Origin of the sequence: Streptomyces liliiviolaceus (assembly GCF_018070025.1) — a bacterium.
GTDB classification, from domain to species: Bacteria; Actinomycetota; Actinomycetes; order Streptomycetales; family Streptomycetaceae; genus Streptomyces; species Streptomyces liliiviolaceus.
The window spans coordinates 368,052-385,640 of sequence record NZ_JAGPYQ010000002.1 but is presented as its reverse complement, the minus strand read 5'-3'; the positions used below and the strand labels follow the sequence as shown (position 1 = coordinate 385,640).

The following is a 17,589-nucleotide window of genomic DNA, read 5'->3' as shown; positions in this document are numbered from 1 at the left end:
CGCCGTCGGCCGCTCCCGCCTCGTGCCGGGAGCGGCCGTCCCGTCATGCCCGCATGACGTCCGGGGTGGCGCCCGATGAGCATGATGGCCTCGCCCGAGGTCAACGCGATGCTCTTCATCCTCACCGGTGAGAAGCTCATCGACGCCGACGAGGACCTCGCCTACGACAGCCGCCAGCCGTACTCCGGCCTGGGCCGCAAGCTCAACAGGATGTCCTCGCTGATCGAGAAGTCGATCCACGACATCGCCCAGGTCATGCCCGACGACCTCTCGAAGTCGTACGGCAAGGCGATGGGCATGCTCATCGACGACGGCGGCAAGAACTACCTGCGCGAGTTCTCCGAGCAGCTCGACAAGATCGCCGAGGGCCGGCGCAAGACCTCCATGGACATCATGGAGTCCAAGTGGCAGGTCATCGCCGAGGTCATCCGGCTGCTCATCGAGATCGCCATCTATCTGGCGATGTCCTTCTTCACCGGCGGCGCCTCCGCCAGCCAGATCATGATGGCCAAGCTGCGCAGCCGGTTCATGATCCTCACCACGCTCACGCATCTGCTCCAGCGGCTGCACCTGGCGCCCTCGCTGACCGAGGCGTTCGCCGAGGCGTTCACCACCTTCGCGGTGCGCCTCGCGATGATGAACTTCGCCCCGAACGGCCGCCGCCCCGACGGCTTCGACTGGAACGACATCCTCAAGTCCGCCGCGTTCGGCGCCGCGGCCGGCTTTTTCACCAGCATCTTCGACAAGTTCGCGAAGGACATCGTCAAGGCCTTCGACAGCAACTTCCTGAAGAAAGGACCGGATCTCGACTTCAAGAACGGTCCCAACTTCAAGAACCCCCCGAAGCTCGACTTCGACAACACGCCGAGCCCCAAGCCGAAGCCCGACCCCGGTCCCGGCCCCGGCTCCAAGAACGACAATCCGCCGAGCAACAGCCCCGGTCCCAACCCGAACCTGAACAGTCCCAACCTCACGAACAAGAACTCGTTCTCGTTCCGGTTCAACCCGAACTCCTTCAAGAACAACACCAGCCTGTGGCGCAACAACCAGATCCTGAAGCACAACGCCGACCGTCCGGGCGCGCTCGCCGGGCACTACGGCCTCAAGGGCACCGCCGACTTCATCGCCGCCGGAGCAGGTGAGGGGCTCGGGGAGATCCTGATCAAGGGCGCCTTCGACGGCGACTGGTCCACCAGCTGGTCGACGTTCGTCGGCGCGGGCGTCAGCAGCGCGGTCGAGGGCGGCCTGTCGTCCACCGCCATCAACAGCGGCGCCGAACTGCGCAACAGCATCGAGAAGTTGCGCAACCAGCCGCCCCCCACCATCTCCAGCGGCAACACCGACACCGACACACGGGACTCCGGCGACTCCACGCGCTCCCGCGGCGACTCCGACAGCGCCGACGGCCCCTCGGACACGGACACCTCGGGTCCCTCGGGCTCGTCCAACTCCACGGGCGGCGGGTCCACCCGCAACTCGCCCCCGCCTTACTCCCAGCAGAACACCGGTACGGGAGACTTCACCGGGGACTACACCGGGACCGACCTGCCTCCGCCCTACTCGGTCGGCGAGCCGCCCCCGTACATCGGTGTGAACCCGCCGGCGTACACGCCGGGTCCGATGCCCGTGACCGCCGCGGAGAACGAGCTGTGGCAGCAGGTCCACAACGGACCCGCCGAGGTCCGCGCGCAGGCACTGCAGGACCTCGCCGCGCTGCGCGGCTCCCAGCAGCCCGGCAGCACCGAGATCGGCGTACGCGACAACCTGCACGGCAATCTGTCGCAGCTGCCCGAGGTCAGGGTGGTCCCGGCCGGGAACAGCCCCGCCGCCCAGATCGACGCCGACGAGGTCCGCCGCGCCCTCGACAGCTTCGGCACCCCGGTCACGGTGGACACCCCGCTCGGCACGGACGGGTTCGGCAACGACATCTCCGGCAACTCCGTTGTCGAGCAGGGCGGTTCCAACGCTGCGCAGGGCAATCCGGACGTGGGCTCCGAGCAGGCGAACGGCGGTCCCGTCCCGTCCAACGGCCTGACCAACTCGACTGCGACGAACACCGGTACGGGGACCAATACCGGCACGGGCACGGGGACGAACACCGGCACGGGTACCGGTACGAACACAGGTGCTCGGACGGGTGGCACCCCCGCCGCCGGAACGAACCAGTCTTCCTCGAACTCCTCGAACTCCTCGAATTCCTCGAACTCTTCGACCTCCTCGGAGACGCAGTCCCAGGAATCCAGCGACCTGGATCTCACGAACCCGGCGGACGGTTCGCAGACCACGACGGATGACGCCGCGCAGACCGCGGAGACGACGACAGACCCGCAGACCACTGTCTCCCCGGACAGCACCATCTCCCCGGAGACGGTCAACTCCACTGACACGTCCGTCACTTCGGACCCCGCCGAGAGCACCCCCGCGCCGGACACCGACGTCGCCGCGGCGCCCCCGAAGGTGAACACCACCGGCTCGTACGCCGACACCGGTGACGTCCGTGACACCGGTGACGTAGGCGATACTGGCGACGTACGTGACACCGACGACGTACGTAACATCACCGGCCCGAGTGACGTGAAGGCAGGGCCCACCGCCCTCGCGAGCCCCGAGGTCACCAAGGCGCCGCCGCTGACGATCGTGGTCTCGGAGGCGCCGCCGCCGGGAGAGGGGTCGCCGGAGGCGGCCGAGCTGCTGGACGGTGCCGGCGTCGACCGGGCCGTGGTGCTCGGTCCCGCGGTCACGCCGGACGGATCGAGCCGTCCGGTACGCGCCGCCGTCGAGCTGACCCGTGAGGGGCCGGGCGCCCCGGTCCGGGTCCGCACGCTCGCCGGGCCCCCGCCCGCCATGACGACGGACGGCACCTCGGACACCGCGGTCACTTCGGATACCTCGGACGTCTCGAACACCTCGGACACCGACTTCCCCGGCGCGAACGTGCTGCTGCCGCTCGCCGACGCCTTCGGTTACACCCCCTCCACGACCTCGGACCCCGCCCCGCAGGCCGACGTGACGACCGACAGCGACCCGGCCGACGCCCCGGCCCCGCGCCCGAAGCTGGTGTCGGACGTGACGACGGGCCTGAACGGCACCGGAGTCGCTCCGACCTCCACCGACATCGGCGCCCCTGTCACGGCCAAGCTCGCCGACCTGTCCCGTCCCTGGACCGAGACGGCCACCGAGCTGCACCTGGAGTCGGGCGACAGCGTCGCGACCGGCGGCCGGACCTCCGACCTCGGCGGCGGACGCGGGCCCGGCGACGGCGGCACCCCGCCGCCGCTTTCCCCCACCACGTCCCCGGACACCTCGTCCGACACGTCACCCGAAACATCGGACAGCACCCCCGCGCCACCCCCGGTGACGCCCCCGCCCACCGGACGGATCGTCGTCCGGCCCACGGGCGGTCCGGTCGTCACCACCCTGGACGGCCACACCGTGCCCGTCGCACAGCTGCGGCGCCTCGTGCCGGACTCGACGGTGAAGCCCCAACCGGGCCGTGCAATACAGACGTTGACCATCTCGCAGGGCCCGGCCGAGGACGGCACGGCGCACAGCGCGGGGCGGCGCGCGCTGCTCGGCCAGGACACCTTCCGTGGCGTGCGCACCACCTCCGTCTCCCCGACTCCGGAGACCGCAGGGGATCCGCCGGTCCGCCGTACCGTGTTCACCGGCCCGCCGACCGCGCTGCCCGGCTCGGGCACCGAGCGCGGCGCCGACTACTTCGCGGGACACGGCACCCCCCGTACCGTCACCCTCGGCACCGACGACGCGGCCCACCCCACCGTGAAGGTCAGCGGTGTGCAGCTCGGTGAAGTGCTCAACTCCTGGGCGCAGGACGGCGATCAGGACCGGCCGCTGGTGCTGTTCTCCTGCGAGACCGGACGGCAGCCGGAGATCGCAGGACTGCCGGTGGCCCAGCACGTGGCGAACCGCACCGGGCGACAGGTGTACGCGCCGACCACCGAGGTGGGCACGGCCCGGGACGGGGACGGCAACGTCCGCGCGGTGCTCACCGAGGGCCCGGACGGGCCGGGAGGGTGGCGGCTCTTCACCCCGGAGCCCAGCGGCACCGATCTGGACGGGCTGGCCCGCGACGCCGGACTGCACGCGGGCCCGGGACCGGCCGACGCCTTCGCCAGGGCCCGTACCCTTCAGCAGATCCGCACCCTGCGCGGCGCTCTCGGCCCGGACGCCGAACAGCAGCCGGAGAACAGGGAGTTGCTCGCCGGACTCGCCTTCGTGGACAACCTGCGCTGGGCCGGCCAGGACACCGCGGCCCGCTACGGCGACGGCCGGATGACTCCGGACCTGCTGCGCCGGATGACCGTCGACCGGCGCGGTGCGACAGGCGACACGGGCACCGATCCCGCGGCCGACCCCACGGTCGAGCAGTACACCGAATTCCTGCGTGCCGCGGCCGAGTTGCGTGCCACCGCCGGGCCCGACACCACGCTCGACACCCTGCTGCCCCCGCCGCCGCCCGCGCTCCCGCCCACCACCATGGTCTCGCCGGAGGACGTACGCGGGCTGTCCTACGCGCCCGCCGCGCAGATCACCTGGTCGCTCGCCGGCACTCCGCTGCCGCTGTCCGAGCTGAAGCTGAGTGCCGAGGACACCGCCGAACTCGCCCGCCGCAGACCCGATCTGGTGCCCACACCGAGCCGGCCGGAGAGCCTCGCCGAGGACCTGGCCCTCCTCAGCAAGAGCAAGTCCGGTTCGGTGGGCATCGTGCGCGCGAGCGGCCGGGTCTTCCGGCGGCTGGACACCCCGGGCGGCGGGAACTGCCTCTTCCGGTCGGCGCTCGACAGCGCCCGCAGCCAGACCGTCCCGCCCGCGTGGGCCTCGCGGAACGTCGCCGGACTGCGTACCCAGTTGCGTGACCGGATCACCGGTACCGAACTGGGCGACAACATGCACCTCGCGATCCCGGACCCGGTGCTCGCCGTGGTGGACGATCTGCGGATGCGCGCCCTCGCCGGGGTGCAGAACACGGCGCGGCGGGACCGGATCACCCGGCGGTGGAACCGGATCGCGCAGGACGTCGTCACCAATGCCGACCCCGCCGAGTGGCAGCGGATCATCGGGGGGAGCGACTACGCGCAGCTCGCCGTCGTGGCCCCGACCCCCGCCGCCGCGCGGCTCCTCGGAGCCAGGGGGCTGGTCGCCGCGGCGGCCGAGCACTCCGACCTGTGGGCCTCTCCCTTCGCCGACCTGCTCCCGGAGGCGCTGGCGCACACCCTCGACCTGGACCTGCGGCTCGTCCAGCCCGACCCGAGGGCCTCGGGGACCACCTTCGTCAACACCCTCAACCCGGGCGGCAAGGGCGGCACCCTGCACCTCTCCTACAACGGCACCGACCACTTCGACGCGCTGATTCCGGCCTCGGCGCCGCTCACCCCCGTACCGGACCTGACCACGCCCAAGCCGGACCCGAACGCGACCAAGGACCCGGCCACGCAGGATCCCGTCACCGAGGATCCGGGTGCCGAGGGGGTCTTCGGGGAGTGGCTGCGCAGCATGGGCGGGGTCACCGACCTCGACAGCCCCGCCTCCGAGACCCCCGACCGGGGCGACCCGGTACCGCTGGAGACCCAGCTCGAACGGTACCGCCCGGCACGGCTGCTGACCGGCGTGGACGCCCGTCTGCCGGGTCCCGCGCCGCGGACCGTCACCTTCGAGGACGGCAGCAGGCTGCCCACGGTCCTGATCGACCCGGACGCCGATCCCGGCGACGACCCGGGGGACGGCACGCCGCCCGGCGGCAAGACCGGGAAGACCGGGAAGAGTGGCAAGGGCGGGAAGACTCCGCCCCGTCCCCGGACCGGGCTCTTCACCGGCCTGGGCAAGACCACCCTGCGCTCGCCCGAGCAGGTGGCCGAGGAGATCCTGAGCAAGCTTCCGCCGAAGCTGCGCTCCCAGTTCGACGAGGCGGAGCTGCTACGGCTGCTGACCCAGCAGCCGGACGCCTTCACCGCCCCGCGCGGTGCGCGCTTCGTCGGCCGCGAGAAGTCCGGGGTCGGCCACGAGATGACGGTCGAGGCCATCCCGTACCACCGCTGGGAGCGCTTCTCCAACGTGGGCGACGCCACCGTCAGGGTGGACACCATGCGGCGCGGCCAGGCCGGTACGGGCGGCGGGCGCAGTGTCGGCTTCGGGCGGCGGATCGCCGGCGGTCTGAGCATGGGGCCCCCGCTCAACTGGCTGCTGAAGATCGGCTTCTCGCTGGGCTGGACGCGCCGGACCGACTACGCGCAGGGCACCCAGGCGTACAACCAGTCCGAGTGGCGCAACTGGGAGGGCTCGCACCTTCACCTGGACGACGTCCATTACCGGGTACGGGTGGACCGCGTCACGGAGGGGCCGAAGACACCCCCGACCACCAGCGCCCCCACGACCACCGCCACGACGACGACCACCCCGAGCACCACCACCACGACCGCCGCCCCGGCCGCTCGGCCGACTCCGCCGCCGCCGACGTCGGGCTGGCAGCGCACCCAGGTGCACAGCGCGCAGTTCGCGATGCGCGACGGACTGAGCTGGCGGCTGCCGGACGACCTCACCGTGCCCTACAAGGGGCCCCAGCGGGCACCGAAGACGCTCACCTTCCCGGACGGCATCGAGCCGCGGATGACCGACACCACCGGGTTGCATCTGACGGACTCGCCGGAGGACATGGCGATCGCCATCTCCGGTGCCAGGCCCGGGAGTTCGGCGCACCGCACCCTGGTCTCGTACGTCCGGCCGGGGCGGCTGCTCGCGCTCTTCGGCCGGTTCTCCGGGTCGGTCACGGGGCCCGAGCTGACCCGGGGCAGCGGACAGCACCCGCTGGGGCACCTGATCGTGGAGCGGTCGGTGCCGCACCGGGCCACCCTGGTCACCGAGTCGGTCAAGGCGGAGCTGCGCGACCTCACCCAGACCACGTACCAGAACGAGCGCGGGCACGTCCGTGACACCCGCCTGGGCATCCAGGTCACCGCGGGGCCCAACTACACTCTCGCCGGTCTGGAGACCGACGTACGCCTCCAGGGCGGCCCCCTCGTCCGCGCGGACCTCTCCACCGGGCGCGGCCACTACCTCGGCGTCGACGCGGCCCGCAAGACCACCGGCCGGATCCGTAACCAACCCGTCGCGCTCTACCGGGTCGAGCGCACCCTGATGGTGCGCAAGCCCGGCGAACCGCCGTCCGCCGCCCGGCCGGTGCGGGTGGTCAGCCTGGACTGGATCTCCACCCAGGACGCGCGCCGCCTCGCGGGCTGGGACAGCCGTACGCCCGGCCAGGCGGGCCCCAACCCGGACGCCGAGCCGCCGGTGCCGTGGTACCTCACCCGGGAGGACCCGGTCCACCTCAGCGGCCAGGTCCGCGCCGAGGGGTTCCGCCCGGTCGCGCCCCCGCCGACCCAGACGCCGCCCCCGCCGCCCCCGGTACAGACCCAGACCCAGCCCTCGACCCAGCCTCAGACCCAGCCCTCGACCCAGACGCCGCCGCCCGCCCCCCAGGACCCCATGCACGCGTTCACGGACGCGGTCCTGGACACGCTGCACCAGTCGTATCCGTCGCTGTTCGTGCCGCCGTTCATGCTGCGGCATCCGCGACTGGCCAAGTTCTGGTACGGCGACGGGCGGATGCGGACCGCGCTGCACAACGACCGCCAGGTGCGCGAGGCGCTGAACAGGCCCAGCCTGGCGCAGAGCCTGGACGACCTGTCCACCACGGGTGTGCCCGTCACCCTCACCGAGGACGGCAAGGTACGCCGCGGCCACCACACGCTCGTCCTCAAGGCACGCCTGACCGACCGGCGGTTCGAGACCACCATGAGCGAGCGCTCGCTGCGCAACGCGGTGATCGGCACCGAGGTCTCCGGCCAGGGACAGCAGGCGGCCGTCACCCTGTCCGGCGGTGTCGAGATGGGTGTCGGGCCACGCGACCACGACAAGGTGCCCGAGGTCGGACTGCCCCGCCAGGCGGGCAGCGTGGCCGTCGGACTCCGGCACGCGCGCACCGCCCAGAAGGCCACCAGGAACACGGTCGCGGTCGTCCACGACCACCTGATGTTCCAGACCGGCGCCGACCTCTACAGCTACCAGGTGGAACTCGGCGCCACCTTCGAGGGCCACCGCCGCCCCCGCGGCTGGGCGAGGCTCGCCTCCGTCGGCCTCCTCGGCGCCGGCGTCTTCGTCAGCAAGGTCGAGGAGCGGCCCCTGTTCACCCGGGGCAACGAGACCGTCGGCCGGGTCGAACTGGCCGTACCGGCCGCACACGGCTCCGACCGGCACGCCCCGGCCGACCCGCCCCCGACCGGCACGGTGACCGCGCCCGCGACCACACCCGCCCCGACACAGCTCTCCGCCGACGCGGCCGACCAACTCCTCGACGGCACGCGCCCGTCGCCCGCCACGGAGACGCCCGACCAGCAGCTCACCAAGAAGCTGCTGCGCGCCCCGCACGTGGTGCTCAGCGCCGAGGGCGGCCCGCAGCGCCAGCAGCTCATGCAGGACACCGCCGACCGCGCCTCGGGCGCCTCCTGGCACGTCAGCGCCCCCGGCGCCCCGGTGCGCACCGCACTGCGCCGCGCCATGGCGAACCTCAGCGTGGCCGGCCAACTCGGCCAGTACCTCGGCCCGTTCGGCTCCCGTATCGCCGGACTGAACGGCGCCGGACCCTTCAGGACCCACTACCTCAAGGGAGCCGTCCGCGGCGAACTGAGCAACTTCCGGGTCAGGAGCGATCCGAAACCGGCCAGCTCCGAGACGACCGTCGGCAACGAACACCGCGTCAACGGCAGCGCGAGCACCGGCTCGCGCACCACCCTCGGCCTCCAGGGCGCCGACACCCCCGTGCAGCAGGCCCCGGGCGGGCCGCCGGTGGTCGGCTCCTACTCGGCCGCCCTCCAGTACGCCTGGGGCAAGGGCCGCAGCGTCTCGCAGACCCTCACCCGGGGGCGCAACACCACCCTCACCTACGCCGGCCGGATGTACCTGGTCGTCGCCGACACCGCCGAGACCATCGCCGTACGGGACCGGTGGACGGCCGCGATGGGCGCGATCGGCACCCGCGCCGGGGCGGGCATCAGCTCCGCCGCCGGACTCGTCTCCGACCGCCTCGGCAACAGCCTCGCCCCGCGCAGGGCCGCCGCCGCCCTCCAGCGCATCCGCGACGCCGTGATGTTCCACCTGCCGATGCAGGACGTCATCGAGGCGGGCCTCGCCCCGGACGGCCTGGGCGACAAGACCCCGCACAACCTCGGCCGCGGCTACCGGGTGCCCCCCTACCTGCGGTTCCGCCGCTTCCCCACTCACCCCAGCGGCCAGCTCGACGCAAGCCCCGTGGCACGCCAGCTGCTCCAGCAACTGGCCCGGATGGGAGTGCCCTCGCACGACCGGGAGCAGGTCCTCCAGCGGCTCTCCCCGGACTTCCTCGCCGCGCACCTGCACGAGCTGACGACCGACGGGATGACCCTGCCGGTCCGCTACCGCACCTGGTCGAACATGTTCCACCTGCCCGTCAACGGCAGCCCCGGACAGCTCAAGTTCACCCTGACACCGATCACCACCACCGTGGACCGGCTGCGCACCGGTTACGAGCTGGAGGACTACCGCACCACCGCCCGCGACGAGGCCGGCGGCACCTCACAGGACCGCGGCGCCGACGTGACGCTCAGCGGCGGCCAGCGCGCCGCCGAGGACGGCATCCTCATCGCCAACCCCTCGCTCCAGGGCACCGCGGCCAAGCAGCGGGCCAGCGTCCGGACCCAGACCGCCGGCACCACCGCGATGCCGAACATCGCCACCACCCAGGCCCACGCCGAGGTGATCACCAGCTACGCCCTCACCGTCACCATGACGGACTCGACCGGGGACGCCCTCGCCCCCGGCGTCTCCGCCGTCCCTGTCGGCACGCTCAACGAAGTACTCCCCGCCAGCCTGCTCACCCCGGACGGCGAAGGCTCCGACGGCGCGCTCACCGAGCAGGACGTACCGGACCCCGAGCGCGCGGTACGCGTACTGACGGCCGCCCAGGCCCGCCCCGAGGGCATCGCCGCCTGGCGCACCTCCGCCGCCGGTGACCCCGGCGGCAGCCCCGACCCGGACGTACTGCCCTTCGACGACACCATCGGCTCCGGCATCCTCGCCGTGGACATCCGCGGCGCCGGCAACGTCCACGACGCCCTCACCATCGCCACCGCCCGCGCCGACGGCCTCGGCGACGGAGACCTCGGCCGCCGGCACACCGGCGTCCACCTCGCGAGCCGCGTACGCATGGCCCACCTCACCTCGCTCACGGGCGTCGGCACCGCGCCCGCCCAGGCGCAACAGGAGGCCACCACACAGGTCGGCCTGACCGGCGGCTTTCGCGAGGCGCTCGGCGCGAACGGCGCGGCCCTGCCCACCCAGGCGTCCTCCCACCTCCTCGGCCAGTCGCACACCGCCGACTCCCGCCTCTACGCGAAGATGCACCGCCGCGGCGCGCGGCTCCTCGCCGTGGAGAACAAGCCCCGCATGGAGGCCATGCAGCGGGCGAAGACCTCCGACGCGCTGGAAGCGGGCATCACCGACAACGTCGAGGGCGCCGTGGGCACCGCGCCGCTGGCCGGAACCAGCAACGCCGGTGTCACCAACCCGGGCGCCACGGTCCCCATCGGCGGCACGAACGACGGCACCACCCTCAAGGGCACCGCGGACACCACCCTCGGCACCCACCTCAAGGTCGTCACCGACCGGAGCATGCTCTTCGCGATCCCGGTGAGCTGGCTCTCGGTGGCCGAGGTGGACCACAAGTTCACCGACAGCCGCCCGCTGCACGCCCTCGGCAAGGCCAAGCGCGGGCCGCGCGCCGCCGAGGCCGAGACCACCGCCCTCGTTTGGCTGCGCGAGGACCTCGCCCGCGACTACGGACTCCTCGACGAGACCTCGTACACCGACGACGTCGCCGCGGCCTGGGACGCCCAGGCCAAGGCCGCCGCCGACCTCGCCACGGCCGAGAAGAACTACTACGACGCCCGCGCGCGGGCCCGGGAGACCTGGCTCGACCTGAGCGACGAGGACCGGGCCGCACTCGGCGACGACAACTCCGGAGAGCCGACCGACCTGCCGCCGGACGTCTTCTACTCCCCGCCCGTCGCCGCCTGGCAGGCCGCCCGCGAGGAGGTCCACCGCTGGCAGCTGCGCACCGACGCCGCCGCCGACGACCACCACCGGCTGCAACTCGCCGCCTCCCGCCTCACCGCCCACCACCAGGGCTCGGCCACGGTCACGGCGCCGGACGCGCCGCAGACGTACACCGCGCCCGACTGGCGTTCCGAGGCACCCGAGCCGTACACCGTCACCGACGCCACCGACTCCGCGCCGCGCACCATCACCTCGCCGGACGGCGTCACGGTGCGCGAAGTGCACGACATGCCGCACGACGGCGCCTCGTTCTTCCACGCGCTGCTCGCCACCGCCGACACCTCGGGCCGCCTGCCGTACCTCCTCGGCGACGACCTCGCCGACCGGTTCACCGCCGACCCGGGCGATCCGGCGGTCACCGCGGAGGCCGTCGAGGCCGCCCGCCACCGTCTCGCCTGGGCACTGGGCGCGGACGGCAACCAGGACCTGCTCGACGCCCTCGCCCTGGACGCCGCGGACACCTTCACCCAGGCCGAACTCGACGCGGCCGGCGTGGTGCTCACCCCCGCGCAACAGGCCGAGTTCGACGCCTTCGGCCGCCTCCCGCAGACCTACTGGCCCACCCCCGACCAGCGGGTGGCGCTCGCTTCGCTGGCCCTGTCCCGCCCGTTCGCGAGCGAGCCGCTGCCGGACGCCGGCACGGGGACCGCCGACGGCGCACCGAAACCGCCCGAGCGCCGCGCCGGTGACCACGGCGGAGCCGACCTGCTGCCCGCCCTCGCCGCCCGGGTCCTGGGCACCCCGCTCACGGTGGTGACCGGCGAGGGCCGCGACCAGCTGTTCCTCCCGCACGGCGTCGACCCGGCGTCCGTCGACCCGGCCGCCGACCCCGTCCTCTTCGCCACCGACGGCTTCTTCCACGCCGCGCTCCCCACCGGCACCCCGGCCCCGGTCGCCACCGCCCTGCCGCCGAGCACGACCGGTTCGGGTACGACGACCGACACCTCCGCCGCCGGCACCACGCGCCCCACCCCCGAGCAGCCGCCCGCGCACCGCAGCCACACCACCGCGCCCTGGCTGCCGCCCGCCGACAGCACCGGCCCCCGCTACCGCATGGACCGCGACGGCGTCCTCACCGCGCCCGACGGCGCCACCTACACCCAGGGCACGCCCACCGGCCGCGGCAACGGCTTCTTCGGCGCGCTCTCCACGGCCGTGCTCCAGGCCTCGCGACAGCCCGGACTCGCCGGCCCGGAGGCGACACGCCTGCGCAGGCGCGCCGCGGCGCCGGCCACCGAACTGATGCGCCGGTACGGCCTCCCCGGCGACCGGACGACGCGCGACACGCTCTTCACGCCCCCGCCGCTCCCTGCCGGCCGCCGCGGCGATCCGGAGCCGAGCCGGCTCACGCTCGACGGCAATCTGCGCCGCCATCTCGCCGAGGCCCCGTGGGGTCCCGACGCCGACCGCGCGCTGGCCGAGTGGGCCGCCGCGGCGACCGGCACGACCGTCACCCTGATCGAGGAGAACGGCACCGCCCACACCTACGCGGGCCCGTCTGGCGACAGAGGCTCGCACATCCGGCTCCGCCGCCGGGGTGGGGACTTCGTCCCGCTGACCCTGCACACGCCGGCGCCGGCGCCCGCGCCGAAGACTCCGGATCCGAAGGACTCGAAGGACCCGAAGGATCCGAAGACGTCCGAGTCCCCCAAGGACACGAAGGCTCCCGCACCCAAGGACACGAAGGGTACGAAGACGGAGGTCCTCACGGGGGCCGATGTGGAGGGCTCGACGCCGGTCGACACGGTGCCGCCGGTTCCGCCGGTGCCACCGGTCCTGCTGGTTCCGCCGGTGCCGGATCCCGCGCTGACGACCCCGGTCCCGCAGGATGCGATCACCGCTCCGCTGCCCCCGTCGCCGACCGGCAGCGACCTCCCGGGCGTCGTGGAGGAGGAGGCGTACGAGCTGCACACGTTGTCCGGCACCGACGACGGCACCGGCACCGACGCCCCGACGAACCCTGCCCCCGCGCCGGAGCCGACCCTCCGTCCCTTCAAGCTGGGGAACTTCGAGTTCACCAACCTGAACCAGACGGAGAGGTACGTCGACAAGGCGGTCCGGATCATCGAACTGCTCGACGAGCACCGCACCATCAAGAGCTACGTCGGCGACCGTCCCGTACGGATCACGCTGCACCTGCGTACGACGGAAACCCCCGCCGACGTACGCGACCTGGGCGACGACGGTGTCCAGATCAACCTCGCGAGCTACTACTTCGAGAAGTACGACACCGGCTACATCATGGGCATGCTGGCCCACGAGATCGGCCTGCACCCCCTCGCCTCCCGCAACGCGGAGATTCCCGAGCAGGAGGAGGCGTACCGGGGGATGCCCCTGACGGTGCCGGGGCTGAGCGACCTCCGGACTCCGCGCACCATGAACACCGAGGGCGCGGGCCAGGCCGACCACATCATGGCCGCCTACCCGAGGACCATCCGGTACGCCACCTACCGCGACATCGTCGTAGAGATGGCCAGGGTGCTCGCGCAGCGCGCGCGGGTCGGCGTGCCGGGAGCCAAGCCGCAGGACGTCACCGACCTGTTCGAGACCTACCTGATGGACCTCGCCTCCATCGCGGTCACCAACGACTACCGGATCAACGCGGTCAAGGAGCCCAACTACACGGCGAGGGTCTACAACGCCTACAAGGACCTGCTGCACACCGAGTTGGCGGGGAACACCGCGCTCCAGGGCCTCCTGCCCTCGAACAAGACCCTGTTCGGCGTCGCACGGTCCTTCACCCAACTCGCCAGCAGCATCGCGACCAACAATCGCGGTGACAGCATCCAACAGCCCGTTGCCGAGGCTCCGGCGCAGACCGCGGACAACACCACCGGTGAGGTACGCCCGAGACTTCCCCAGGCCGACACGGGCACCGACACCGGTACCGACACCGACACAGTGCGGCCCAGGGGTCCCCGCGACACCCGCCCCCGGTTCGTGGTGCGCTCCGGCTTCGACGCCCGGCGGTTCTCGTACCAGGGCGAGCCGGTCACCGAGCTGACCGTCCGTGTCGCGCTGCGCGGCACGGACGAGCAGGCCAACCGGGTGTTCGACCAGCTCAAGGCGGGGGTGGACGAGTTCCTGAACGACCCGGCCCACCGCCTCCTCAACGGCGACCGGCTGCACGTGACCGTCGAGCACGTCGACCTCCCGGACGTCTCGCGTGCCCCGGGCGCCCAGGACGCTCCGCACCTGACCGTGAACCTGGCGGGCCGGGACCAGGCGATGGACCAGACCACCTGGTGGGCCGACGCGGCCCCGGTCCAACTGGTGCACGAACTCACCCACCAGCTCGGTCTGCGGGACGAGTACCGCGACGCCGATTCCCCGCACCGCCCCCACGTCCTGGGCAGCCTGCTGGGCGACCTCGACGCGGCGCCGGAGGACTCCTCGCTCGCCCCCGCCGGCTTGCGCGACCGGCATCTGGCCCTGCTCGGGGCGCTCATCGGAGAGGTCACCCCGGCGCCTTCGCAGAACGGCGACCGGCCCGAGCAGAGCTGGGCGGAGGCCCGAAAGGGCGCCACCGCGGAGCTTCGCGAGGCCATCTGGGTCGACCCGGTCTCCCTGCCCCGACCGTCCACAGATGACACGACGACTACCGAGGTCCCGGCTCGTACGCCGCAGGATCCGAACGCGGCGCCCGCCACCGCCGTCGAGCCGACGCTCACTGCATTCAAGTTGGGGAACTTTGAGTTTACGAACTTGAATCAGACGGACAGGTACGTGGACAAGGCGGTTCGGATCGTCGAGTTGTTGGACGAGCACGGCACGATCAAGAGTTTCGTCAATGGTCGTCCTGTTCGGATCACTCTGCATGTGCGGACGACGGAGACTCCGGCGGATGTGCGTGACCTGGGTGATGCCGGGGTCGAGATCAATCTGGCGAGTTACTACTTCGAGAAGTACGACATCGGTTACATCATGGGGATGTTGTCCCATGAGATCGGTCTGCATCCTCTGGCTTCGAGTAATTCGAAGATTCCTGAGGAGGAGGAGCTGTATCAGGGGATGCCCCTGTTGGTTCCGGGGCTGGAGACCCTGAGTACTCCTCGCTTTATGAATACGGAGGGTGCGGGTCAGGCGGATCATGTGATGGCGGCGTTCCCGCACACGATTCGGCATGGCATCTATCGGGATATCGTGCGGGAGATGGCCGAGGTGCTTGCGCAACACGCGCGGGTGGGTGTGGCGGGTGCGAAGGCGAAGGACGTCACCGATCTGATCGACACCTATCTGATGGACTTGGCTTCGATCGCGGTCACGAACGATCATCGGGCGCGGGCGGTGCGGGATCCGGCCTATACGGCGAGGGTCTATAACGCGTATAAGGCTCAGTTCGCCGAGCAGTTGGCGCAGGACAGTCCCGTCCGTGCCTTGCTGCCGGGGGACAAGGGCCGGTTTGGTGTTCTGGGTGACTTCGCGGCGCTTGCCGCCAGCGTGGGGACCAACAACCGCGGTGACAGCATCCAGCGGCCTGTTGCTCCTGAACCGGCCACGGAACCCACCCCCGAGGTCAATCCCGGAGAAGCGCGCCCCAGGCTGCCCCAGTCCGACACCGACGCGACGTCGACTCCGGCCCCGACGCCTGCCACCGCCGTCGAGCCGACGCTTACTGCATTCAAGTTGGGGAATTTCGAGTTCACGAATTTGAATCAGACGGACAGGTACGTCGACAAGGCGGTTCGGATCGTCGAGTTGCTGGATGAGCACGGCACGATCAAGAGTTTCGTCAATGGTCGTCCTGTTCGGATCACCTTGCATGTGCGGACGACGGAGACTCCGGCGGATGTGCGTGACCTTGGTGATGCCGGGGTTGAGATCAACCTGGCGAGTTACTACTTTGAGAAGTACGACATCGGTTACATCATGGGGATGTTGTCCCATGAGATCGGCTTGCACCCCCTCGCTTCGAGTAACACGAAGATTCCCGAGGAGGAGGGGCTGTATCGAGGCATGCCCCTGTTGGTTCCGGGGCTGGAGACCCTTTCGACGCCGCGTTTTATGAATACGGAGGGTGCGGGTCAGGCGGATCATGTGATGGCGGCGTTCCCGCACACGATTCGGCATGGCATCTATCGCGACATCGTGCTGGAGATGGCGGAGGTGCTGGCGCAGCACGCGCGGGTGGGGGTCGCGAATGCCAAGGCGAAGGACGTCACGGACCTGATCGACACGTACCTCATGGACCTTGCCTCCATCGCGGTCACCAACGACCATCGGGCGCGTGCGGTGCGGGATCCGGCGTACACGGCGAGGGTCTACAACGCGTATAAGGCTCAGTTCGCCGAGCAGTTGGCGCAGGACAGTCCCGTCCGTGCCCTGCTGCCAGGGGACAAGGGCCGGTTCGGCGTCCTGGGTGACTTCGCGGCGCTCGCGACCAGCGTGGGAACCAACAACCGCGGCGACAGCATCCAGCGGCCTGTTGCGCCAGCACCGGCCACGGAATCCGCCTCGGAGGCCAATCCCGGCGAAGCGCGCCCCAGGCTGCCCCAGAGCAACACCGATGAGACGCCGGCCACCGCTGTCGAGCCGACCCTGACCCCCTTCAAGTCGGGGAACTTCGAGTTCACCAATCTGAAGCACACGAATGAGGTGTACCGCGACAAGGCGGTGCGGATCATTGAGCTGCTGCGTAAGCACGACACGATTCGTGACTACGTCAACGGTCGCCCCGTGCGGATCACTCTGCATCTGCGGACGAGGGAGACCCCGGCCGATGTGACGGACCGCGGTGATGCCGGTGTCGAGATCAATCTTGCGAGTTACTACTTCGAGAAGTACGACATCGGTTATGTCATGGGGATGCTGGCTCATGAGATCGGCCTGCATCCGCTTGCGTCCCAGGACACGAACATTCCCGATGAGGAGTCGATGTTCGCGGGGGTGCCGCTGGCTGTTCCGGGTCTGGCCGATCTGAAGACGCCGCGCACGATGAGTACCGAGGGTGCGGGTCAGGCCGACCACATCATGGCGGCGTTCCCGAGCAGTACGAGGCACAAGATCTATCGGGACATTGTGCTGGGCATGGCCAACGATCTGGCGGAGGAGGCGCGGACGGGTGAGGAGGGTGCGAAGGCGAAGGACGTCACGGACCTGGTCGACACCTACCTCATGGATCTGGCGACGATTGCGCTGACCAATGACAAGCGTAAGGACGCGGCGTGGGAGCCGCGCTATACCGCCAAGGTCTACAACGCGTACAAGGAGCAGTTCGCCGCGCAGCTTGCGCAGGACAGTCCCGTTCGGAGTCTGCTTCCGGCGGACAAGAGCTGGTACAACGTTACGAGCAACTTCCTGGGCCTGGGCAGCAGCGTCGCCTTCAACAACCAGGGTGACAGCATCCAGACCGTCGCCCCTGCGTCGAGCAGTACCGAGACCGGCGAAGCGCGCCCGCGGCTGACCGGCAGGGGCACGGATGCGGCG

General features: G+C 71.1%; 1 protein-coding gene (cut by a window edge). It reads left to right on the top strand.

The genetic code is table 11. The annotated features are described in order from the left end of the window. Positions 1-75: 75 nt before the first annotated feature. A protein-coding gene (locus J8N05_RS37160) for a hypothetical protein (RefSeq protein ID WP_210894434.1) crosses the window boundary here: on the top strand, positions 76-17,589 show its 5' portion. 13,059 nt of this gene lie beyond the right edge of the window; 17,514 of the gene's 30,573 nt are visible here — the first part of the coding sequence; the start codon lies at positions 76-78; the stop codon falls past the right edge of the window.